The 23,306-nt window shown below is 61.3% G+C and carries 19 protein-coding genes; 5 read left to right on the forward strand and 14 right to left on the reverse strand.

The annotated features are described in order from the left end of the window. Positions 1–150: 150 nt before the first annotated feature. Positions 151–492 carry a hypothetical protein gene (locus CH296_RS28990; RefSeq protein WP_179277761.1) on the reverse strand — a complete coding sequence of 114 codons (342 nt, stop codon included), beginning with the start codon at positions 490–492 and terminating at the stop codon, positions 151–153. 730 nt (positions 493–1,222) lie between these two features. On the opposite strand from CH296_RS28990, the gene CH296_RS28995 reads away from it, so the two are divergent. Continuing rightward, the gene (locus CH296_RS28995; protein ID WP_256980504.1) at positions 1,223–1,741 is read left to right on the forward strand and encodes a TerD family protein; all 519 of its coding nucleotides are present in this window, start codon (positions 1,223–1,225) and stop codon (positions 1,739–1,741) included. 316 nt (positions 1,742–2,057) lie between these two features. Here the strand turns inward: CH296_RS28995 and CH296_RS18140 are convergent, their stop codons facing one another. The 9 genes from CH296_RS18140 to CH296_RS18180 all read right to left on the reverse strand — a co-directional run bounded on the left by CH296_RS18140 (position 2,058) and on the right by CH296_RS18180 (position 11,173). Next, a complete protein-coding gene (locus tag CH296_RS18140; RefSeq protein ID WP_179277763.1) occupies positions 2,058–2,669 on the reverse strand; it encodes a hypothetical protein in 612 nt (203 codons plus the stop codon). A gap of 258 nt (positions 2,670–2,927) precedes the next feature. After that, complete coding sequence (locus tag CH296_RS18145) at positions 2,928–3,875, reverse strand: hypothetical protein (RefSeq protein WP_094685409.1); 948 nt, start codon at positions 3,873–3,875, stop codon at positions 2,928–2,930. Next, the gene (locus tag CH296_RS18150; RefSeq protein ID WP_094685410.1) at positions 3,872–5,575 is read right to left on the reverse strand and encodes a protein kinase; all 1,704 of its coding nucleotides are present in this window, start codon (positions 5,573–5,575) and stop codon (positions 3,872–3,874) included. The genes CH296_RS18145 and CH296_RS18150 overlap by 4 nt, the downstream gene beginning before the upstream one ends. After that, entirely contained in the window at positions 5,563–6,393 is an 831-nt protein-coding gene (locus CH296_RS18155; RefSeq protein ID WP_094685411.1) for a PP2C family serine/threonine-protein phosphatase, read from the reverse strand. The genes CH296_RS18150 and CH296_RS18155 overlap by 13 nt, the downstream gene beginning before the upstream one ends. Further along, positions 6,393–6,665 (reverse strand): FHA domain-containing protein, encoded by a 273-nt coding sequence (locus tag CH296_RS29000; protein WP_179277764.1) that lies wholly within the window; start codon positions 6,663–6,665, stop codon positions 6,393–6,395. The genes CH296_RS18155 and CH296_RS29000 overlap by 1 nt, the downstream gene beginning before the upstream one ends. A gap of 218 nt (positions 6,666–6,883) precedes the next feature. Beyond that, on the reverse strand, positions 6,884–7,546 hold the full coding sequence (locus CH296_RS18165) for a 4Fe-4S single cluster domain-containing protein (RefSeq protein ID WP_094685491.1): 663 nt from the start codon (positions 7,544–7,546) through the stop codon (positions 6,884–6,886). Continuing rightward, positions 7,543–9,378: an AAA family ATPase gene (locus CH296_RS18170; protein WP_094685413.1), complete on the reverse strand. Its 1,836-nt coding sequence runs from the start codon at positions 9,376–9,378 to the stop codon at positions 7,543–7,545. Before CH296_RS18170 ends, CH296_RS18165 begins: the two co-directional genes overlap by 4 nt. Further along, positions 9,375–10,556 (reverse strand): hypothetical protein, encoded by a 1,182-nt coding sequence (locus tag CH296_RS18175; RefSeq protein ID WP_094685414.1) that lies wholly within the window; start codon positions 10,554–10,556, stop codon positions 9,375–9,377. The genes CH296_RS18170 and CH296_RS18175 overlap by 4 nt, the downstream gene beginning before the upstream one ends. Then, complete coding sequence (locus CH296_RS18180) at positions 10,553–11,173, reverse strand: hypothetical protein (RefSeq protein WP_179277765.1); 621 nt, start codon at positions 11,171–11,173, stop codon at positions 10,553–10,555. The genes CH296_RS18175 and CH296_RS18180 overlap by 4 nt, the downstream gene beginning before the upstream one ends. Before the next feature lie 240 nt (positions 11,174–11,413). Between CH296_RS18180 and CH296_RS18185 the strand changes: the two genes are divergently transcribed. Together CH296_RS18185 and CH296_RS18190 are read left to right on the forward strand one after the other, a co-directional pair. Then, positions 11,414–12,859, forward strand: coding sequence for a phenylacetate--CoA ligase family protein (locus CH296_RS18185; protein ID WP_143546381.1), 1,446 nt, complete (start codon positions 11,414–11,416; stop codon positions 12,857–12,859). Further along, positions 12,856–13,953, forward strand: a complete 1,098-nt coding sequence (locus CH296_RS18190) for a ThiF family adenylyltransferase (RefSeq protein WP_094685417.1) — start codon at positions 12,856–12,858, stop codon at positions 13,951–13,953. The genes CH296_RS18185 and CH296_RS18190 overlap by 4 nt, the downstream gene beginning before the upstream one ends. A gap of 247 nt (positions 13,954–14,200) precedes the next feature. On the opposite strand, the gene CH296_RS18195 is transcribed toward CH296_RS18190, so the two are convergent. The 3 genes from CH296_RS18195 to CH296_RS18205 are packed head-to-tail and all read right to left on the reverse strand — an operon-like array spanning position 14,201 to position 18,665. Then, the gene (locus CH296_RS18195; protein WP_094685418.1) at positions 14,201–15,688 is read right to left on the reverse strand and encodes a CHAT domain-containing protein; all 1,488 of its coding nucleotides are present in this window, start codon (positions 15,686–15,688) and stop codon (positions 14,201–14,203) included. Continuing rightward, positions 15,685–17,112 (reverse strand): hypothetical protein, encoded by a 1,428-nt coding sequence (locus CH296_RS18200; protein WP_094685419.1) that lies wholly within the window; start codon positions 17,110–17,112, stop codon positions 15,685–15,687. The genes CH296_RS18195 and CH296_RS18200 overlap by 4 nt, the downstream gene beginning before the upstream one ends. Next, positions 17,109–18,665 carry a hypothetical protein gene (locus CH296_RS18205; protein ID WP_143546382.1) on the reverse strand — a complete coding sequence of 519 codons (1,557 nt, stop codon included), beginning with the start codon at positions 18,663–18,665 and terminating at the stop codon, positions 17,109–17,111. Before CH296_RS18205 ends, CH296_RS18200 begins: the two co-directional genes overlap by 4 nt. Before the next feature lie 309 nt (positions 18,666–18,974). On the opposite strand from CH296_RS18205, the gene CH296_RS18210 reads away from it, so the two are divergent. Both CH296_RS18210 and CH296_RS18220 read left to right on the forward strand, forming a co-directional pair. Beyond that, a complete protein-coding gene (locus CH296_RS18210; protein ID WP_143546383.1) occupies positions 18,975–19,787 on the forward strand; it encodes a hypothetical protein in 813 nt (270 codons plus the stop codon). A gap of 1,024 nt (positions 19,788–20,811) precedes the next feature. Further along, complete coding sequence (locus CH296_RS18220; protein WP_179277766.1) at positions 20,812–22,374, forward strand: tetratricopeptide repeat protein; 1,563 nt, start codon at positions 20,812–20,814, stop codon at positions 22,372–22,374. Positions 22,375–22,448: 74 nt separating this feature from the next. On the opposite strand, the gene CH296_RS18225 is transcribed toward CH296_RS18220, so the two are convergent. Continuing rightward, positions 22,449–23,177, reverse strand: coding sequence for a CHAP domain-containing protein (locus tag CH296_RS18225; RefSeq protein WP_094685424.1), 729 nt, complete (start codon positions 23,175–23,177; stop codon positions 22,449–22,451). Between the last annotated feature and the right edge of the window lie 129 nt (positions 23,178–23,306).

The following is a 23,306-nucleotide window of genomic DNA, read 5'->3' on the forward strand; positions in this document are numbered from 1 at the left end:
TCGTGACTCGAGGCGCATCGACACCGCCAAGGTCGTCGGCGCACTGACAAACATCTGCAAATCCATTGCCTGCGACAATTTTCCAGACAGAGTTGCGGCGATCGAGGCAATTCTTGAGAGGCCCGGACCCGCACGAGATGAGATCTGGGACTACTTCACGCACGCGGGAGCCAAAGGCGTGGCGGTTTCGAACAATATCGGGGAGCTACTGACAAGCGAAAAAGTCCGCAACGTCATCAATACGATGATCGACGAGGGGCAGGTTGCCGCAACCGGAGAAACCGCGCCGGACGGACTGCCGATGATGTCGCCGGACAGCCCTGAAACGGTTGCTCTGTCCGACCCCGGCGGCGACGAGTTGGATCCGGTTCGAACGGCATTCAATTTGATCAGTAGCGTCGGCGTCAGTGTAATCGTGTACGGCCCCGGGAACGTTTTCGATTGCTTCCTTGCCACGTCTAGAGCCGCACCGATCTTCTCGGAGACGACCACCGAAAGCGGTCTCCTCGGTGCGTTTCCAGATCTGCCGAATTCGTACTGGTTCGGAATCGATGGTGTCGACGGCTCTGCAATCGTCGTGCCCGTCGCCCCGAACGTTGATGGAAATCGTATTCTTCAAGAGATCATCTACCCGGTCTTGGGGGTGGGGCAACCGTGGTCGACGGCGATCGCCCGTGGCTCGGTCGTCCCCGCCACGTTCGCAGAAATATTCGGTCGGTCCGTTATCCGGCGGGTTTGGCACCTTCCTGGGCTACACGAGCTCGCGCCCGTCGGCTGCGATCCGCTCGAACTGTCGTGGGATCACCGAGCGCAGTTGATCGCTGACGGATGGACGAAAATAAGTGGGGACGCCTTCTTGAGAGAGTTCGCCGACGGGCAGGGGGGCCGTTTCACCGTCCATCTCGCGCCGTGGGAAGGCTCGCACACGGTCTTCGCTGTTATCGGTGAGCCTGTGGCGGGTCGAATACCGCAAGAACTGACACGTTTCGCGTTCCACTCGTGCGAGGTCGCGCTGGCGTACGAGCAGATCGTACTGATCGAGAGGCTGCGCGGTCCTGGCCTTCCGTCGCTGGCTGACATCAAAGTGGCCGCTGACCGCGTGGCCGATGGGCTGAGCGTCATTTCGGGTGCGAGCGTGAACCCGGCATCTCGAGGCGTGGCGGATCCACCGGCCGAGAGAAGCCCCGTTTCGGAGTACGAACACCAGCCGATCGGGGCAGTGGTGCTGACCCGTGGCGCGAATTGTGCAATGTCCGCGCACCGTGTGCGCGTGGAGCTGCGGTGGGACACCGGCCCCGCCGGAGCCACATTGGATACATCGGCATTGTTGTTGGCGAACAACGGACGAGTGCGATCCGATTCGGATTTCGTCTTCTACAACCAGCCATGCCATGACAAGTGTTCGGTCCGGCACGAGAGGTCGACGGACATTGCGACAGTGAACGACTGTGTAGCAATGGATCTGACGACGGCAACTTCTTACGCGGACACCATCGTCGTCGTGGGTTCTCTCGACGGGGGAACATTCTCCGCACTACAGGGACTATGTGCGGTCGTGGTCGACTCGGATTCGGGAGCGAACATCATTTCGTTCCCGATCACAGGGTTGAGCACCGAGACAGCCCTCATCGTCGGTGAGATGTACCAGCGCAACGGTGGGTGGAAGTTCCGCGCAGTCGGCCAAGGGTACGCAGCCGGCTTACGCGGTGTGGCGGAGGATTTCGGAATCACCGTCGACTGAGGTTCTTATCGGAGCACAGTCGTGTCGACACAGATGATGCGCGGTGGCGCCACCGCGCAACGAGCTCGGTACGAAGGGCAGAGCGATAATGCCCAACGTACTTGTACCCGGATGTCGAAGTCGTACCGAATGTCGGAGTCGAAGACCGCACATTGTCCGTCAGACCAGACTATTGCGTCGATTCGATCTTGGGTGCCTTTGTCCCTCGATAGTCGTATTCGGAAGTGTCATCGTCGCAGCCTCGAATCCGGTTGACCCCGTATTGGTCAGCTTGTCGGGGGCAGAAGCCCCCTGTGTGCTGTTCTCGAGCAGACCGTCACGCCGTTGTGCGTTCGAGCTCAAGGGCGGCAACGGCGTCGAATGCTTTGCGTCGTTTCATCAGGAACTGCACGGTGTGAGCGACCTCGATCGCACCCCATACCGCGATCCATTCGGACAGCCAGATCTGGAGAACGACCGCGTCATCTTCGGGTTCGATGGAGAAGGACATCACGGGGCGGTCCTTCCGGCCACCTCGGAGAAATCCGAGCCGCTGGTTGATCTGCCCTTCTCCATTCACTTTGACCCAGCCTTTGAAGACGCCCGCGTTCGCCATCGCCTGCTCGATATCCCGAGGCGTGATACCGGTGAAGGTCGCACGAATCTGACGCTTGGCTATGCCCGTCAGGATCCATGCGCTGATGAAATACACAATCGCGAAAATGAAAAATCCGTACAGATACCCCATGATGAACGGCTGCCTCTCGATTGGTCGATCTCTTCTCGATCGGCAAATCATGACCGAGAAGTGGCAGGTGCGAAAGTCGTTCAATCGCCTTAATGCGCTGCCGCGCAAAGGGAATTGTAGTGCGTTCAAACGATTGATGGTTGCGGTGAAGCATGCGAAGCTCTGTATTCGTTCAGGCCACAACGCGAAGGAATTCAACATGAGTCAGTGCAAGAAGTGTTTTCGCCCGGTCCATGACTGCAGCTCGTGCAATGGAGGACGGGCAAGCGGCCTGGCCGGCAAGCTCACATGCAGCAAATGCAACAACACCGGTTCGCAGTGCAACGAGCACGGCGGGTTCTGGAAGTAGCGCCGGAGCAATACACGATCGATCACGAAGCCCTCACCACGCTCGGTGAGGGCTTTCGGTTGTCAATTAAGCTCTACCGCACAGTGTCTCGGCTCGGTCGGGTGGGCGTATCACGCGACGGTGAACAGATTGTTGGCCGCACCGTCGAGTGTGAATCGGATGTGACCGCCGAATTCGGTGGTCAGATCCACACCGACAGCAAGAGGGTTCATGGGTTCGCGCGAGATCTGGTACACGTTGGTGGAGCCGCTGGTGATCAAGGGCTCGGTCCAGTCTGGCATGTTCACCACGATATCGCCGGTGAAAGTGTCGCCGTTGCCGAGATCGAATGAGCCGACGAAGATCCAACCTCGATAGACATTGATTCGATTGCACCCTTCCACGTCGGTGCCGCGGGTACGGCCGAGATGCACCTGCCACAATTCGCGTTGCGACGCACCGTTCTCGGAGTCGAAATCCCAGCTGTAGCAATCGATGTACTCTTCCGCGAACGGATACGAGGTCTCCCGGAGCGACGCGACGGTTTTGGCCTCCGCGTCGGCCCATTGCGACATGGCCGTCGGAATCAGGATCACGATCAGTGCTACCGCCAGAACCCACCCGAGAATCACAGAGGGCTGCCGGAACGCCCACGGCCGCACAAGCAAAAACACTGCAAGCACGGCAACGACAACCGCCAGACCACCGAGATAGTCGGGCAGAAAGTGATCCCCCAAACCTCGCGCCCGCTCGTCGTATACCGCAGGGTCCGGCACGAGTAGTGGGGTACTACGCAGCAGATAGTGACCTAGCAGATAGGGGCCGAGAACGGTGACGGCGGCACCGCCTGCGAGCGTAATCGCCGAAAAGTCCGTACCCCGCCTTCGGTTGGCCTGCAGCCGCTGGGTCGCTTCGATCCCGGCAAGCCGAGTTCGTTCGATCTCTTGGAGCCGTTGAACTTCCGCCAGGTCGTTCGCGGCAACCTGAGCGCGAGCGGAAGCAGCCTGCTGCTGGGCGAGTTCGACCGTCGCGTCCGCGAGTACGACAGCAGCCAAAGTGTCGTTGGAACGCGTAGTCACAACTGTGCCTCACTTCGCAGTCGAGCGAACCACGGAGTTTCGCTCGCAAACTCGAACTGCGGCCCGTCAATGCGTGACCGTACCTGGCGTACGAACTCGTCCACAACGGTCTCGTCGGACGCGGCAAGAAGCAGACTTTGGCGAATGATGTGACTGCGCGCCGAACTTTCGATAGGGATGTTCTTCGCCTGCGCAAGTGTGATGGCCTGTTCGGCGATGTCATGCCAATTCGCGTCGATCATCTTGTACGAGGTTCGGGACTTGCCCGAGTTGATGCAACCCAGAAGGTCGTGATCGTAGAGCTTCTCGATCGCATCGTCGTTTCCGTTGCTGTCGGCCAGTTTTCGTAGCCGGCTCGGCGTGCTGATGTTGCAGCTCTGGTAGATGACATCAGCAGCGGGTGCGAGGCGCGCGACGAAGTAGGGAACCAACTCATCGGGCCCCCACTTGCTGCCATGGGAGGTCACCTCGGAATAGGTTTCGCCGGTTCGCGCGGAGCCCGTCAACCAGTCGATGAGCCGCTGACGTCCCTTGCCTGCCAGAGAGCGAGCGGCAACTTCGGGATTCGACGACATCGCAGCGCCGAGTTTTGCCGCATCGAAGAATTCTCCGACCCCTGGCAGTGCATAGGAGGTGGACGCCTGGTGCACGGCCGACGGACCGACGGCTGGTTCGTCTCCACGTGCGGCGTCGTCGAGGGGTCGGTGGACTTTCGGCGACTTGTTGTCCAGCCACGACTTGACCTCGTTCATTCCCCAACGAACATCCGGGTCACGAGTCAGCAGGCCCGCCAACAACATCCGCCAGCGCTTCAGATGCTCGGGTCGAACCTTGCTGTCATCGAGCTCCGAGAGAGAAACATCACGGGACAGTAGGTGGCTTTCGATGGTGCGATTGTCGATCCAGGATCCGTTGTCCAGCTGGAAGTACCCCCGCCCGAGCAAGACCTGATACATCACCATGCCGAGGCTCCACCAGTCGGCGGCAGTTGTCTTGTACCTCATGAGTTCAGGTGCATTGAAGGCGATCGTGCCGAGCCCGAGGTTGGTGAGCCTGGACCGGTCACCGAGATCGACCGTCAATCCGAAATCAGCGAGCACCAGGTCGAGCGGGATATCGGTGCGTACGAGGATGTTTTTGGGTTTGATGTCTCCGTGAACAAGTCGGTTGGCACCCCCAGCCCCTTGCATGCCGTGGATCGCGTCGGCAATCTGGGTCAGTATCTCCACTGCATGCTTGTTGGTGCCGAACCCGCCGCGGTCGGCCAAGTATGACTCCAAGGTCCCGAAGCGGCACAGTTCCATGAGTTCGTAGTGCACGCCATGGTCGACACCCGGTGCTTCGAGCAGCTGAACCGCGACCTCGGACGGGAAGTGAGTGCGGTACTTTTCCGAACCGAATTCAAGGGCATATTTGGGCTCGTGGCGGTAGAGCTTGACGGCTACCTCGTTGCCCTTCTCATCCGTGCACAACCACACAGATGCCTCGGCGCCGTCACCGAGTGGCCTGACCATGGTGAAGCGAGCATCCAGGCCCGGTGGCAGCCGTTCGCGCAGATAGGCGGTCGGCGTGCCCCCATCGAGGTTGGTGGGCGGCGCTGAACTGTTGTCCAGTCGCGTGCGAGTAGACGGTGGCCTGGTGTAATTGATCTTCGGGGCTCGGGGTCCGTCGATCGGGTCGAGACGTGTCACATCGGCCATGCTGTTCCTACCTTGTTCGCGTTGATTTCGTTGGCGTCTGACGTCGGGGCAGTGTCGGCTCGATGATCCAGAGGGGCGACGGCCTCGATTTGAACTACGGTCACGTTGTCCCCACCGCCGCCTGCCAACGCGAGATTTCGCAGTTCGGTGACGAGGTCGGTGCCGGTGGCCAGTGCAAGTCGTTCCACATCGTGGGGGTCCGAATAGTCGTCGAGACCGTCCGTGCACAGCAGTAGTCCAGGGGACTGGGGAAGGGGTGACTCGAAGAAATCGGGTTCGAGTATCAGTCGCTTGCCTCCTCCGAGGGCCTGCTGCAGGACGTTGGACCCTGCCTGTCTGTGGTCCACGCTGAGTTGGGTCAGATATCTTCCGTCCACCTGATAGCACCTCGAGTCGCCAACGTTGAACACCACGGAGTGTCCAGCTGGGTCGATGACGACACCGACTACGGTGCACCCCATTCCCGCGAGCTCCGGACGGGCGTCACCGACGTCATTGATGGCGTCCGACGCGTTCTGAAGCATCGTCCCCAGTTGGTCCAGCACAGCGCCTCGGTCCAACACAGCGACCCCGTCGAAACCGGTGAATGCCTCAGGATCGGTGATTATCTCGCACGCAAGACGGCTCGCTTCTTCGCCGCCCTCGTGCCCGCCCATTCCGTCGCAGACCACGATCGCCGTCGGCGCCGTGATTTCGAACTCGGATACCAGCAGGCCGGGCTGGGGGCCTCGCATCGACCATCCGTTCCAGCCGATGCAGTCCTCGTTGCCGGATCGTTCGAGGCCACGGTGGGTGATTGCCGAAACACGAATGCGCATCAGGACTCCCAGTGAATGTCGATGTCGACATCGGCTGCCAGCCTCAACTTCTGCCCAGGCCGAACTTCGTACTCGGTATCAGGTGGAATCTTCTTGTCATTGACGAAGGTTCCGTTGCTCGATTGCGTATCGGTGACGAGGAGTCGCTGCCCGTCGAACCGAATGACTGCGTGGTATCTGCTCACGTTGGTCCGACTACGGAAGACATCTGCGGTCGGATAGTCGTCGTCACGACCGACCGGAAGGGACTGTCCTGCATCGAGAACCAGCATGGTGCCACACGTGACCAACCTCAACTTTCCCCGAGAGCCTGATGGATCCAATGTCGTGCGCGGGCTCGGCACGACGGGATTTTTCCTTGGATCGGGTGGAGGCGGTACGACGGCCTGCGGCTCCGATTCGATATCGCACAAGTCCGATCCGTCGATCGTGCACTGTGAGTACGTATTGCGGTCGAACGTTCGACCGCAGCACACGACGAGATCGGGAGCTAGGTCAGCCATGAGGTTCTCCTGAGATCCACGCCTCGTGAAGCGAGTTGTTGTTCGAGCTTGCGCATGTCGCCGTCGGTGGGAATGCCCACCATCCAGATCGATTCCGCGTCGACGTGAACCGATATGTCTCTTCGCTGACCGGAGTAGTCACTCTCGAGCGTGTCGGCGGGGTATCGGGTACGCGCCAGTTCGCTGAAGGTGTGGACAATTTGATTCGCCGATCCACGCAGTGCGCAGTCCGTCGCACCGGCGGCAACGTAAGGACCGCTGACGAGCACGTCGACATTGCCGCGCATCCAATCGAACCTGTCTCCGAGCTCTTGAGGCGTCCGTCCCGAGTACAGCAGGATGTCGATCGGTTGTGTTGTGCACGAGCGCCATCTATGGATTTCCGCTATTAACTCTGTGAGAGCTACGGGTTGGTCGTTCGGCTCGCCCCCTGAGATGGTCACTCCGTCGATGGCGTCGAAGGGAATGCTGCGCAGCCACTGCGCAACATCATCGATGCGCACACCGCTCGACGGATCGAACGGCCAGGTATCCCGGGAGACACACCCCTTGCAGTAGATGGTGCAGCCCTGAAACCAGATGCCCGCCCGGCGACCGAATCCCAGGTTGTGCACTGGATAGTGCAGACGGGAGAGCAGCATCGACGTCATCGGAGAACCACCGACCACCCGCCGGCGTCCGCTCCCAGTTCCGAGACGGTCACCGACTCCGTGCCGTAGGGCAGGTCGAACAACGCTCTCGCCAATGGGTTGACCAGAAGCGACTCCACCGTCGTTCCGACGCCTCGCCCACCGAAATCGAGCTTGGTCAGAGCCTCGCTGATCAATCGTTGATGGACAGAGTCAGAGACTGCCACGTCGATTCCCGTGGCGTCAGCCACTCGCGAGACGACGTTATCCACGAACTTCGGAACAAGCAGGCGCGCAGTTGATTCCGAGATGAAATCGAAGACGACGATATTGTCGCCGATCCGGTTCAGTAGTTCGGGCCGACCGATTTCCTTGGTGAAGTGATCTCCGACCGCTTCTCTGATTGCGCTCTCGACCTCGCGGAACTCGGAACCGCGCGGCACCACAGGCACCCGGGTGCCGAACTCGTCGGTTCGGTAGACGCCCAGATTGGAGGTGAACACGAGGAGGGTCTCGGAGAAGAACACCGTTGCACCGGTGCCATCCGTGAGCCGTCCGTCCTCCAGGATCTGCAGAAACTTGTCGAGGATTCTGGGGTGGGCCTTTTCGATCTCATCGAAGAGAACAAGACGAAACGGCTGCTGTCGCACAGCGTTGGTCAATTCGCCGCCGCTGTTGAAGCCGGTGTACCCGGGCGGAGCCCCGATGAGGCGGGCTTCGGCGTGTTCGGAGGAGAACTCGCTCATATCGAATCGAACGAACGCGTCCTCCCGGCCGAATACCAGTGCCGCAATGGCCTTTGCCAGTTCAGTCTTGCCCACGCCTGTCGGGCCCGCGAAGAACAGCACGCCCTGAGGGCGAGACCCGCCCGACGACGCGTGCGCACCCGTCAGGCCCATGGCAGACCGGATCAATATGTCGACCGACTTACGAACAGCCGCAGGCTGACCGAGTACTTTCCCTTCCAGATGCTTCGGCCCGTCCTTGATTCGCTTACGTAGCGCCGGATCCTGCCATGGGTTGTCGGGGACGCCCACTCGGAAGGTGCGTATGGCGTCCTCGATAGCGGTTGCAGGGATGAGACGGTCGATCGCCAGACGGTTGATCTCGCGGATGGAGCGAAGCGTCAGCCCGCTCGTCTGAGATGCATATCGAGTCACGATGTCGTCGAACAGTGGCCCTGGTTCCGGTGCGTCTGGCAGAGACGCCACGTGGCTCGCCGCCATGATTGTGCGCTGGGACATCCCAGGCGCGGGAATGGACACGACGCGGGCGAGCTCGCCGCCTATCAGCCAGTGGGGAAGGTCGCTCTCGCGGTCGAGCAGCCATACCACTGTGTTGTAGAGCGGAGTGCGATGCGGTCCGGTGACTTTGACACGTTTCGCGGTGACGAGAAGCTTCTCGGCGGTGACGAGCAACGTGTGCATGGCAGGCTCTGAGAAGTCAGAGTCCGGAGTGAGACGGGACGCGCTGTCGATTACCACGCAGCATGGGAGTGTGGACATGACCACCGACCGCAGTAGACGCGGCAGCCAGTCCAGCAGACGTTCGTCCTCGGCCGACGGTGCGGCCGCTGCGATGATGTCCGCGGCGACACCGTCGGAGTCGATCGCCGACCTCGCACCGTCGACTGGGTCGGCGACGATCACGCTCGTGTGACCCGCCGTCGACAGAAGCGAGATGACGGCATCGACAACCGACGACACTCGAGGGTGCGGAGACTGCGGCCGCGGCAACAACACCAGGTCGCGCTGATTCCCGGTGACGAGAATCTGAGGGTTCGCGGCCAGCGCCACGTCGATCTCGCGCAACCACGCCGGCAACTCGTCGATCGAGCCGGCGTCCGGCGTCATTGTCGTGTCCGTTCGTTCTCCCGCATACGACGCGTACTGACTTGCGCTGGCTTGACTGTTGCCGGTGCTGCAATGGTCGAGGTGATTAGCTTCGGAGTAGTCACGCCGGCCGGTACAGCCCGGACTCTGCCTGGCGTCACCCCACGTGCTCGCAGTGCTTCGATGAGCGGATCGAGATCCGAACACATCTGCTGTTCGGCGGCGAGATCGCCACCCCTGTCGGTTGTGGCGGTCGTCCTGACTGTACGCAGCCCGATCTCCCCGTCGCTCACATTCGCCGTCACAGCATGAGTCCGTGGACCGGAGCGCTTGAACATTACTGAAGTCGGCGTTTCGAGATCAGTAGGAGACACCGAATAGCCAAGTTCAACAAGGGATTCGGTGACTACTCCCAGCACGAAGGCCTGATCCCGCTCTTCCCGTTCGAGAGCAGACTGCGTCGCGAGCGTTGCCCGGGCAGAGGTCAGCGACGGTGTCGGGTCCAGATCGGATTCGAGCGCATGGTCCGCGCTGTCCAGGAGCATGTCGATTCGACTGCGGTCGAGCAACAAGGCAGCTTCGCACCTGATCTCTTCGATCTGCCCGCGGTTGTCAATCTTTTGCTGGGATCGGCGGTTGGCTGCGTTCACCCGGCTGCTCAAGTCCGAGAGAAGTAACCGAGCGCGAGCAGGCGAGGCACGCAGGACCCCTGCGGCCGTCGTCTCCAGCTCATCGGACTGCTCGACCAACGACGACAGGACTCGTCGAACACGGTCGGCGATATCGACCTTGTTCCCGATATCGACCTTTTCCGCGACTTCGATGACGGTGTGTGGAGACTTGGACCGAGGGTCCTCTGCCAACGCCGAGGCTGCCAATTCTCGCTGGTCCAGTTCTTCGAGAATCGCACCCAGATTGTGGGTGATTCGTTGCGAGCGTTGCGCGCTCAGTTGGGACTCCAACCTGGTGTGCGCCGAAGCCAGCGTTCGCTCCAGCGCCGCGCACGCTGTCTCGATGGCAGCGGACGTCCCGGCCGGGGCCGCACCGGCAACGACACGAACGTCGCTCATGTTGACGGCGGCGCATCTCAACGAAAAAGCCTGTACGCGTCCGTTCAGCGCGCGCCACTTCTGCATTGCGTCTTCGGCGCGACGCCGTTCCAGTGCAATCTCGTACTGAATTCCTTTGGGGCCGCTCATATCCGCATCCTGGCGAACGGCTCGGCTTCGGCTCCTGTTGCGGCAGACATTCTGATGCCGCCGAACACGAGGTGGCCTGCCACCGCGAACAGGGGAGGCCACCACCAACTCGCTGCCGACCCCGAGCCTGCCAGTGCTTGATAAAAGAGGAGTAGAGCGCCGAGTGCGAACCCGCCGATACCCGCTGAAGAAATTACCTCTTCGCCATCCGGATAAGGAAAGACGAAAGCCAACCCGACCAGGCACACGATCATTGCAATCAGCAGCTTGGCAAGAAGCCCGTACAGCGTGCCCGGTCCGCTGCCAGAGGTCGCACCGCTGTCACCTGACAGGAATACCGTCTGAGTGATGTTGTCGCTGAAAACCGTCAGGATCGACCCGACGACCGGAGTCAGAACCCACAGCGGAACCGACACGAACATCAAGCTGAAACCCTGCCCGCGCACCCGTCGAAGGAATGCCGAACGTTGCATTCTCCGATTTTCGGCTCGTTGTGCGGCGTCGATGCGGGCAATTTCGATATCGGCCTGCTCTCGCGCAACCTGCGCGGCCCGAGCCTGGACGGCTAGCTGTTGCGCATGAGCAACAGTGGCGTCCGCAAGGATGACGGAGGCCAAGTTGGCATTCGTTCGCACATACACCTCTGTCTGAAACATTGGATGAGCCAGAATCTTTGGAGCCGTACCCCCGGGCGAGTGTCAGCAGGAGATCAGGATTCCATTTGCCTGCCGTGTTGTCTGTACGTCGATCGTCTGACAGAGCAGGCGTGACTGTGAGTCGGCCCAAAGACGTTTCGGGGGTTCGGTATCCCGTGCAGCAAGACGATCCACGTCTTGTTCCACGAAAGGAACTCGGCCATGTCGTTGACACAGTCGACACGGAGCGCTGCAGGAGTGAACGGGGCGTTGGACACGTTCTGGAAGGCGGTCCGCAGCACCGACGCGTATCCGGATTTGCTGATGAACCTGGGATTCGACCCGAACGGCGTGCGAACATCAGCGGATTTCTTGCACGTTCCGCCCATGACCAAGAAGAACTACCTCTCGATGTACTCTCTCCCGCAGTTGATTCCGGGTGGAGATGTTGCATCCGCATGCCTGTGGTCGTCGAGCTCGGGGTCCTCGGGCAATCCGACGAACTGGCCACGCGGGGAACTGTCGCTGCAACAGAGCGTCGATCTCCACGAGCGCATCCTGCGGCAGCAGGGAGCCGACCGAAAGTCGACATTGCTCGTGGTGTGCTTGGCGATGGGCAACTGGATCGGCGGCATCTACACGATGCGGGCAGTGGAGGAACTTCGCAAACGGGGTTTTCCGGTGTCAGTGGTGACGCCCGGTGTTCATGTGGATACCGTTCGGGAGAACATTGCGTCGCTCGGTCGTCATTACGAACAGGTACTGATCGCCGGGTACCCACCCTTTGTCCGGGACGTACTCGATGGAGCAGGTCATCAGGTACTCGACCAGGATCTGAAGTTTCTTCTGGCCGGCGAAAGCATCAGCGAGGCCTGGCGGGACGGAATACTCGCTTTGGTCGGTAAGTCCGATACTCCCGAGGACATCTGCTTGGTCTACGGAACTGCGGATGCGGGGATGATCGGTCACGAGACACCGACGACCATCGCTGTTCGACGCTTGGCCGTCGGGGACGCTGAGCTCGATGCATCGATATTCGGCGGCACTGCAGCGTCGGCGACGTTGGTGGAATACGACGCGTCGATGCGGTTCGTCGAGACCGATGACAACGGATTCCTGCTGTTCACGGTCGACAACACCATTCCGTTGATTCGATACCGAATCAACGACATCGGCGAGGTGTTGAGCGCGGAAGAGATGCGGCGCAGGCTGTTTGAAGCCGGTCACACCGTCGACGTTGCGACCTCGAGTGCGCTCTCGGGCTTCATCGTGCTGAAGCGTCGGGCCGACATCGCAGTGTCGTTCTACGCGGTCAATATATATCCCGAGCCTGTTCGGACGGCTCTCTCCGACCCGAGGCTGTCGAACACCGTCACGGGGAAGTTTTTCATGACAACTACTGCGCAAGAAGATTTGCGTGACGGATTGTCTCTGCACGTGGAGTTGCGGCCCGGCGTCGGATCGTCTGAGCGGCCAGATGCTGCGTGCGCGCACGTCATCAAGACCGTAGTCGTGGATGCATTGGTCGCGGCTAGCAGCGAATTCGAGGAGTTACACGGTCTTCTGGGAACGCTGGCCGAGCCGAAGGTCACCTTCGGGATGTTCGCCAGTGATGGCTTCGAAGTAGACGTCAAGCTACGTCACATTCAGAAGGTGAGTGGACAATGATCGAGGTACTTCACCCCATCGAGGATGCGGCCAGGATCAAGAAACTACGCCGAGCCGAGTTCGGACTGACATACGTCGACGGTTGGGCGACCGCGCGGTCGGAGCTCATCGCGATAGATGCGTTCAGCTCCCTGCCGCTCGACTGGAATGATGAGCGTGTCGTAGATCGTGCAAGTCGCTTCATTCACGTCCCATGGCGATCGACCCTGGTTCGTCTTCCGGACAGTGAGACCTTCTACCGTCTGCGGACCGCGCGTAACCGTTTTCTACTCGACAACGACGAGCAAACCACGTGGGGCTCGGCCCTGATCGGAATCGTGGGGCTGAGCGTCGGATCGTCGGTAGCGGCGGTATGTTCGCTGACCGGCGCCCGTCGCTTCCATATCGGGGACCCCGACACCCTGGGCCCGAGCAACCTGAACCGGCTTCAGGGTTCGGTGTGCGACCTGGGCGTGGCGAAGGTGATTCTTGCACAGAGAAGGATCTTGGAGATCGATCCGTATTCGGACGTGTCCGGGTTTCCTGGCGGTTACACGAGTGCGGACGGGACGTTTCTACGGTCGTCGGGCGGAGAACGGGTGGCGGTACTGGTGGAGGAGATGGACGATCTCGCGATGAAGTTGGCAATTCGTCTCGAGGCCCGCGCATTGCAAATTCCCGTTGTGATGGCAACTGACAATGGCGACAACGTCATTCTCGACGTCGAGCGCTATGACCGCGACGCAGACTACCCACCGTTCCATGGTCGAGCCGGGGATCTGACAGCGTGCAGCGGGTCCGAACTCAACGAACCCGCGAACCGAACGCGATTGGCCAACGCAATCGTCGGGAGCGACGTGACCCCGCGCACTCGATACTCGCTCACCCAAGTCGGACGGACACTGCCGTCATGGCCTCAGCTCGGAACGGCCGCGAACGCGGCCGGCTCGACGGCTGCTTTGGCAGCGAGACTCATCGTGTCGGGTGCGGATATCCAATCCGGTCGATACCGAGTCGATCTGGATCGCATTCTGCTCGGTGAGTCGGCATTGCTGGCAACGCGGTGGAACGAGCTGGACGAGAGTGCTTTCGTGAGGTCGATGGCGCAGCAATAGCTGCGCGAAGGCATTCGTGGCCGTCGTCGGTATCCGTCCATCGGCCCATCCCAACGCCCTCAACAGATGCCTGATCTGGGTTGCGTAGCGTCCGAACGGGCGCGGGCGCTGCGCAACTCGGGGAAGCCTCCATCTCCTGCGAGCTTCGGTCGATTTCGGCCATCGACGGTTGGCGGCGTACCTCAGCGCCCTAGGCGCGGTCGGTATCGCGGCAAAAGACAAGCTGAGCGGCTACCTGACTCGGCTTTTACCGCGGCAACTGTTCGCCGCCGTGCACTCGGGATCGTTCGGCGCCGCGTGAACGGATCTGTGCACCTCTCGGGACCCTGGCCTCGGCGACGGTGTGCGTCAACGCTGCCCAGACGATGGGGGAGTGTTCGACGGCGGCAGGGCTCGACTCCCACTTCGTCAGTTGCTCGCGTTGCCATTGATGCACGAGTCCGATCGGGTCGTCGCGAGAGTGTGCACGGTCGACGGCCAAAGCCAGTTCGACCGTAGGGAATACCGATCTGCGCACTCCGGCGAGGGAATGGAATGCGTGGTCGGTCGGTAATGTCCATCGGGTCGTGGTGACGAGTGAAGCACCCGAGTCCACCATGGCGACAACCAAACCGAACGTCTCCGCCGACCGGAAATCGACGCCCCCCTCACACGCGATGAGTGCCACCCGGGACGGCATCGGCCAGATTTCGTGGCCGGCCTGGGGGCCGTCCGATCCGTGCAGCGCCCAGACTCTTTCGTCCGTACACTGCTGGGTTCCCAACAGAAGATCCAAGGCGGACAACGGAAGGTGATCGTCCGGTCGCGCGGCGGCGAGAGTTCCACGCTTCGTCTGTGGTCGGAGGGGCTCTGCCATGCCCCACGATGCCGAACCAGCCGCCCCGACGGTGTCGTGTAGGTGAATCGATGCCGATCCAGGTTCGTCGGCCGCCGACGACACATGGCCGAAGTAGAAGAGCCGGGATCGCGGAACGTGAAGTTGATGCGACAGGTCGAGCCTGCTGATGATCTGGGACGTGTTCAGTCGCGTGTGCGAACTATTGTTACCCACATTGGCTTCGGCTGAAATTCCCTTGATCAGTGCATTCTTGGCGAGGCCTCCCAACGTTCTTCCCAGTCCATGCTCGACGGCCCGGACCGGTAACGACGGATCGAGAACATGAAGTGCAGGGAAGTGGCTCACCTCCGCCCATTGCGGAGGAAGCACAGTGCGCTCAGCGTGAACGGTGGACGGCGGGTCGAAGGTGATGACGGCGACATCCAGCAGTCGCCGGCCTGCATCCACGAACAGCAATTCCCACGGCACGCGCGCCAGCGTCGGACTGGGTGTAATCCTCATATGCACAGTGCCGTGGCTGCCCGCGCGGTCGACTATTTCCGCCCGCAAGGTCTCGGGTAGCACCGCTTCGGTGAGCCGCGCGGACAAGAGACGTTCCTCGGCGAGGTTCGTGAAGGACCCGGTCGCCAGCGCACGATGGGCGGCGGCCTCCCTGGATTCGTACTCGACGTCGTCGCTGCTGCCGTTGCTACCGCTGGCGTCGAGAGGCCGAGGTGCCAGGAGCGCGCGACCGAGGAGATCGAGCGCAGCGCTCGTCTGTGCAGGGTCGAGCTTGACAGCGCTCGGTTTGGCCGGAGCGTCGAGCCAGGTCCACGACAGATAGGTGGGACCTGCGTCGGCTGCCCTCAGCAGTACGACGGGCCAGGACGATCGATCGGCCTCCGGGTGGTCCGTCACCGGCGCACATCGAGGTCGGAGTCGTCGAACTGCGGTGCCCGGACAAGTTCGGCCAAAAGTGGTTGTGCGCCGGCAGGTTCAGGCGTACGAGACTCGATCCGCTCGACGAATGCCCGAATGGCGTCGATACGGGCTGTCACCAATTCGAGCAGAGGCGTCGATGCGACGCCGACCGAGGTGCGGACACGCTCGAGTGCGGCGACCGCACGGTCGGCTGCATCGAGCGCATCGACGGTGAAACCGTCCGCGACCGACTGCGCAGCATCTGTCGTCTCCTCGTTTGCCGCAGCTCCGACGGTATGAAGTGCGGCCGTCGCCGAGCGCCCCAGTCTCCACGCTTCGATCATATTTCTGTCCGCGTCGATCAGGGCCGGGGCGAGTTGTCCCAGACGGAGGTCTCGCGGATCTCCGGTGGAGTCGAAAACCCCGAACGTCGCCGTCTCGAACTCCGCTTCCGCCAACGAAAAACCGCCCGCCAGGATGATTCCGTTCGGCACCATGGGCGTGGTCGCGAGCAGCTTTCCCGAGCGGTCTGCAGCAAACCCGATCAGTCGGGAGGCTTCAGCGCAGTGCGGATCCACTCCATAGGCGAGCGGGACAGTCAGGACCACTCGGGGTGGTCGAACGCCGGTGTCGAGCTCAGCTCGTAGTTCGGGAACCCGGGCGCCTCTCCACTCCAAGATTCTCGGCGGGACGAGATGAGGATCGACGAACGCCCTCTCCACTTCGGAGCGAGCGGTCGACTCACCTCCGGCCAAGTCGCTCCCGACGAGATCGAACGCTTCGGCCTCGACCAGATCTTCGAGCCACCGCATCAGTAGCTCGTCGTCGAAGGTACCGATAGCGGCGATGGTGTCGATTCGTCCCGACAGGGCTGCAATGGCGTATCCCCAGTCCTCGCCAATCGTGGCGTCGCGCGCGGATGCGGCCAGGAGAGCGAGTTCAGACGTTGCGCTACTGCAGGTCCCACCGCCTTCGCAGTCTTCGGTGAGCATCTCCAACGCCGGGGAAGCCGCGGCTACCAACTGTGCGGCCCCGTCGTGCTCGCCGGTGCGGTAGCGCGCGCCCGCCTCGTCCAACATGAGCGCACCCTCGTCGATCGGGGAGGGTTCCCACCTCGCTATCGCGGAGGTACGGGCTCGGCGTGTCCACGTCGGAACAAGGTGCAAGGCATCGCATTCGGTCTCGGATCCAGCACGTGCGGTCTCGATGATCTGCACGACGCCCTGCTCTTCCACCGCGTCGGCGAACGCCTGCACGTTGCTGTCGCGGAGGACTCGCCAGCTCAGCAATGTCGATGTGTCGGCTGCGTCGAGAACGATGTCGACGCCCGGTGCGATTTCGACGGCGATTTCCGCTACAGCCGGTGCAAGCCCACTGTCCCAACTGAATGCTGCTGCGTCGGACAGAACCGGCCGGCTCATGATGTGCTCTCCGTCAGTAGGTTCCATGTATCGCGATACTCGTGGAGAGTACGCAGGACCTCTGCTGTCTTCTGGGCCCAGGTCTGACCCGAGGTTCTCTGGCCGACGACCTCGAAACCGTCGCCGCCGACGATGTCGTCGTCGTTGAGCGAGATGGCCAGCGCTCCGCACAGCAGTCGAGTAGCGAACGAGATCGATGCCCTTCGGCTGGCCGCCAGGGTGTCGGCGGGCCGTTCGGTGTCGTAGCGGTGAGCGATCGCCCGTTCGATCTGTCCTGATTGGATATTGTCCTCGAGTTCGGAGAAGTGACCTGCTTCGAGGTTCGCGTACGCGCCCAATATCTCCAGGACTGTCGCACGTTCCCAGCAGGGGGACGTGCCGCCCGCCGTCCACCCCCAAGGATTCGTCGACTCCACCTCGCTGGTGGACACGTGCTGCCACGCCTGGCGGAACAGGGCGCGGAGCACAGTGCGGCGGTGTTCGACATCGTCGTCGGGAACCGAACGGAGCTGCGACAGAGTCGGAACCGCGACGATGTCCGCCGGCCGGTCGCTCACCGAACTATGGTGATCCTCGCGCAGTAACTTGCGCTGCAGGTCCTGGGTGGCGCGTTTGAGATTGGATCCGTAGACCCGAGCGACCAGTTCGTCGTCGAATGGCACTCCGTTGATGTGAAGCCTCAATAGATTCCGGTTGGCACGACGCCACGCTTCTCCGGCCACGTCTGCGGTCGTGTAGAGAGTGCTGCCCTGAATCAGAGGTGTATCCGCGGCCGGCTGATCGGCCGCACGCGCAGTCAGAAACTTCGACAGCGTGCCGTCCACAAACCGCGATTCGGCCGGCGTCGGCAAGCGGTCCGCGGCGTCGGGCTCACCGTATCTCTCGGTGAGAGCTTCCAGCGCGGCAATCAGCGCCGAGCGTGTGTTCTCGTCGATGTGATCATCCGTGCGTTCCAAATATTCGGTCAGCTTGCCGCTGTATGCCCGCATCGCCGCCGCGATGATCGCACCTCGGTAGATCTCCGGGTTCTCGACGAATGTGTCGGCGTGGGCACGGGAGGCGGTGACGGTCCCGCACTCGACTAAACCGATCATCGAGTTTCGGGCAGATGTTCGCGGTGGGCCGTCCTCGTACTTGCGGAGCACCGTCGATATGGCGTTCGGCAGGTCCCTGGGACGTTCACGTTTCACCTCGCTGACGATGCCTGCCGAGCAACGAGCGAAGGGGTCTGCGTACCGCGCCGTGACGGTACAGACGTCGTCCCAGATATCGCGTCCGCCGAGTATCTGATTGATCCCTTGCCGCATTCGTCGGGCTGCTTCGGGTGAAGACGCCTGCACAACCCAGGTAGCGGACCCCAGCTCGCTCATCCATCTCGCCAGGTCCTCGGCAAGATGCTTGATGTTCGGTTTGGGCTCCGGAGTTGCCTTGACCCAGAGGTGGATCAGCTGGGTGCGGGAGATCGACTCGTCGGCGGCGCGTCCGGTCTGCGATGTGTCGTCGGCCCACCACCCACTGGTCACCCAGGAACTGTCGGGTGGTCGATAGGGCATGCGCTGACTCCTCTTGCTCTGTCTCGCCTGTGACCGTGTTCTTCCGTCACGACGATCATGGTGTCAATGTCTAGTCGGCAAGCCCAGCAATGTCATTCGCTCGAACGACACTGGCGCTCGACATCGTGTTGCGCTCGGCAAGGCCTGGACCGAACCCCCATGCGAGTCGAGTTGGATTCGCCTCACTGAATGACTTTTACAGCCAGGCAAGATCGGTGATCATTGGTCACGGCGACGGGACTCGACAGCTGGCGCCCTTCGGTTCGATACGAAAGAGGGTCACATCGCCGTGTGCGCCGGGGTTACTGCGTGACTGCGACCGTCATCGTGCTGGCTTTCTCGATGATCATCGCCCACTTCCTGCTCGGACGACGAGCGTTCGCACGTGATGACCGACCATCCGGCGGCGGTGGGCTGTCCGGCGTCAACCCCGACGGTGTCGCGTTTCTGGGCGGCTTCGTGGCGGTCGCTGCCCTCGTTCAGCTCAGTGCTGCCGGCCGCATCGACATCGGGTCGTCCCTCGTGATCGGGACCTTTTTCGCTGCCGTCGCGTTCGTTCTCAGCAAGCTTCGACGCGTTCCCGGCGTCGAGCCGGCCGGGAACCTGCTGTACTCGCTGCTCGGACTGATCGCGCTCTTACCCGCTCTGGCCGGTGTGACCGAACCCCAGATCTGTGGTGTCGAGACCAACGTCCCGTTGCGTATTTCAGCAATCGCCTTGTTCGTTCTGGTCGCCGTGGTCAGTGGGGTGGCCGGATTTTTCATTGGAGGCCTGCGCAGTTCGGTGGTGAGCAGCGTCGGCCTGGGGTGGTTCGGAGCAGTCGACGTGGTCCTGTTCCTCACGTCGCCAGTTGGGGTAGCGGGAGGACCCGGACCGATGGTGCTGGGGCTGAGCGCAGCCGTCGTACTCGGTGCGATCATCGGGGTCGCCCCTGAGCTAGGGCTGATGACCGTCGGTGTTGGACTCGCCCTGATCGTTATGTTGACCTCGGCATACGGATCGACTCTGGATTGCCAGGATGCGGACTCGGTCGGATCCGTCTCGGCGTTCGTCGCCTATGGGCTGGTGTTCTGTGTTCTCCGACTGGTAGTCGGCAAACTGTTCAAGAATCGGGTCGAGTAGACTATGGCCGAAAATGCCTGGCCCAGTGCGGCTTTCCTGGTAGGGCTCGACCTGTTGGACCAAGGTCGAACAAACGAATCCCTCGGCGTCATGTGCCAAGTTTTGGCTGATTGCCAGTCAGCGGGAAATGCGTACCGCATCGCGCATTCTTTGAGGTGGATCGGTGCAATGCAATTAGAACTTGGTGAGCTGGAGCCGGCTGTGGATTCGCTGCGTTACGCATTACGACTTCTCGTCGATGTGGACGACACCGAGTTGATCGCCGATTGCACGGGAATCCTGGGAATGGCGCTAGTTGATCAGGGTGACCTGCGGGAAGCGGTGGAACTTCTCGAAGCGACATGTGCGGTCTGCAGCAATTGGGGCGATGTCGAGTCGGAGGGGTTGTATTCGAACGCGCTGGGGGAGGCGTACGAGAAACTCGAAACTTTCGGCCCGGCGCGTCGCGCTTACGTACGCGCCGCAGATTGTTTCCAGATCGCCGAGCACTGGGCCGAAGCGGCCGACAGCAGCGAGAGCGCTGGGACGTGCTCGATCGAGGTGGATGACTCCGCCGGGGCGCGGGACGCATTTCGTGCTGCTCGGGATCTGTACGAGCATGACGGCGACGAACTCGACGTCGCGCGTTGCCAGTTCTTGTTCGGTCTGTGCTCGAGCTTGGACAACATTGTTGAAGCCGAGAGCGAGTTACTTTCCGCTATTGACTATCTCGGCTCGACGTCGCACACGGAAATGGAGGGCGATTGCTGGGAGCAACTCGGCGAGCTCTATTTGCTGGCGGAGCGTGTGGATGATTCGTTCACTGCCTTCAATAATGCGCTTTCCCGTCGGGAGGAGACCACGGGGGGGTATACAGAGCGCGTACTGTCACCGGCAATTGGGTCGGCTGCATGCACATCGACAGTCGATCGAACCCGCTATCTCGTCGTTCACTGCGGCCCGGAACCTCTATGTCGATGTGGAGCCCGCAGAGGCGGCAGACATCGACATAATTCTTGGCGGAATACTCGAAGATCTGGGAAGGATGGACGAATCACTCGTTGTTTACACGAGGGCCAAATCGATATGTGTCGCGCTCGACAACGAGGTCGCAGCCGCGTTGTGCGACATGAACATCGGTACGGTACGTTTGCATATGGGAGACCACGCCTCGGCCGAGAGATGTTTGGTCCGGGCCTCAGCAGTGTTCTCGGCGGCAGGGGAGCACGTCGATCACGCACGGAGCCTCCGCTACCGTGCGGCGGTCAAAAGAGAGCTGGCGGAGCTAGCCGAGGCAGAAGCACTGCTGCACGAAGCGCTGCGTCTGGTGCAGGGTTTCGACGACGCCGCCGAGTTGGAGAACGACTGTAAGCAGGACCTAGCGCTACTGCTATACCTGTCGACAGATTTCAGAGGCGCGATCGACGAACTCGCTGTGATCCGTGCGGAGTACGTTAGCTTGGGAGTCAGTGCGAAGGCCGACCTGTGCCTTCAAAACATTGGTGCTGCATACTCCTCTTTGGGCCGTTATGCAGATGCAGAACGTGCTTTAATCGAATCGCGGAACGCACTCGAGAAAAGCGGAGTCTATTCGGCGGCAGCGGTATCCGACGCACATCTCAGTCAGCTGTATCTCGAGACAGGCAGGCTGGAGGATTCCGAGAGCGCTTTCGCACGCGCTCGACGTACCTTCGAGTCGATGGGCGCCACCGACCGTATCGCCATGCTCGATCAGAATTTGGCCGGCCTGCATATGTCCCGCGGCGATCTCGATGGAGCGGAGGAAGCCTTCCGCCGCGCCGCCGCGGTCTTCGCCGCCCTGGATCAGAAACCGAGGAGTGCCCTCTGTCGATGTAATCTGGGGGCGGTTGCGCTTTTGAAATCACAGTTCGGCAGGGCCGCCCACATTATCGGGGAGGCGTTGCATGAGCTGAGGTCGGACCCAGCTCACCGACGTACAGTGGCCTGGGCTGAGCGAAATCGGGCATGCGCAGAATTGTTGCTCGGCAACAAGAACCGCGGACTGGTGCATCTCGGTGCTGCGCGGACCCTCGCGCTCGAGCTCGGCACAATGCTGGATGTGGCAAAATGTGACTACATCGCGGCGTTGTGGGACGTATCCGACACTGGAGACGACCGGCTGCGCGAAGGGATCGACCTGGCTCTCCCGGCGCTGCAATACCTCGATGCTCAGCGGTTCCAGTTCAGTTCCGCCGGTACGCGCGAAGCATGGTCGAAAACTGTCGCTTTGTGGACATCGAACCTATTCGACTGGGCTCATCGCTTGGACGACGAGGCGCTGATGGCCGAGCTCATCGAATCCGCGACCAACTCTGGGACACACGTATCCGATTCGCCCGCCGACCTGACGGTTGTGTCGATGGACCTCGCGTCATCTGGACACGACATCGACTTCGGTGCCAAACAGCTACCGACGCTTGATATCGGAGGGAGAGCAGGTTCTCTCATCGCCGGTGCGGTTCTACCGATGCAACCTCCGCCCATGCTGGTGATGCCTGATGGTCGCATTGCCCTGGGGGCGTACTTCCGTGCCGCAGACAGCCGATACGGTAAGCAAGCGCGGCCCTCGGCTGTAAGCGTTGTGTGAGACGCAGAACGAATTCTGGACGCGCTCAGGAGGTCCCGTGTGCGAGCGATTAACTCGCCCGCACACGGGATGGCTCATGGTGCGAGGATGTAGCTCATCCCAGCTACGTCCTTGAGAACGAAATTACCGTAGCCGTTCATGTCCCTGCCGCGGATGTAGCGGCCATCGGCTCGGTCTTCCACCGAGTCGACCCACCCAACGTGTCCGTAGTTGCGGTCGGCACCGTGAACTCCCGGCTGAAACACCACGATGCTGCGCGCCTGCGCATCGGCTACGACGGTCCAGCCATTGGCTCGCGCGTCATTGCCCCAATCTTTCGCGTTACCATGAATATTCGGGTAATAACCGGTCGCAACTTTCCAATAGTTCTTTGCTCCCCACGTGCATTGTCCCGCAGGCGCGTCGTTGCTCGCCATTGTCCGGCCCATGGTGCGTCCGGTGTTGGCCGACGGTGCCGGGGTGCCACACCGCGGGGTGACGGCCGAATTCGAGCCCGTTTCCAGATACGAGTCGGTGACGTAACCGCCACCATCGATCGTGTACCAGATTGTCGACGTAGTGCGGTACGGGCCGGTCACTGCCTGTCCTGGGACCCAGCAATTGATTCCTACGCTGGTTCCGGCGGGAATTGTCCGGACGACAGGGCCGCCGGTGTTGGGCGCGTTGCGGACGTTGACTTGTTGGATTACTTTGCCGGTCTTTATGCCGGCGTCGGCCAGGGGCGCGTTCAGCATGCTCAGCGAGGTTAGGGCAATACTGGAAGCAACTAGGGCCAACATGGCGGTACGAGTGCGATACGTCATCGAAGTCTCCTGGGTCGGGTTTGCTTACACGACCTTTACCGAACCCCCGAGGGCATCGAAATAGCCGGGCCTACTCGACGGCCACTTCGTGCCTGCCGATCTGCCGGAAAACTCGGCAGATCGAATGGG

The organism is Rhodococcus sp. 14-2496-1d (genome assembly GCF_002259365.1).
GTDB lineage: Bacteria > Actinomycetota > Actinomycetes > Mycobacteriales > Mycobacteriaceae > Rhodococcoides.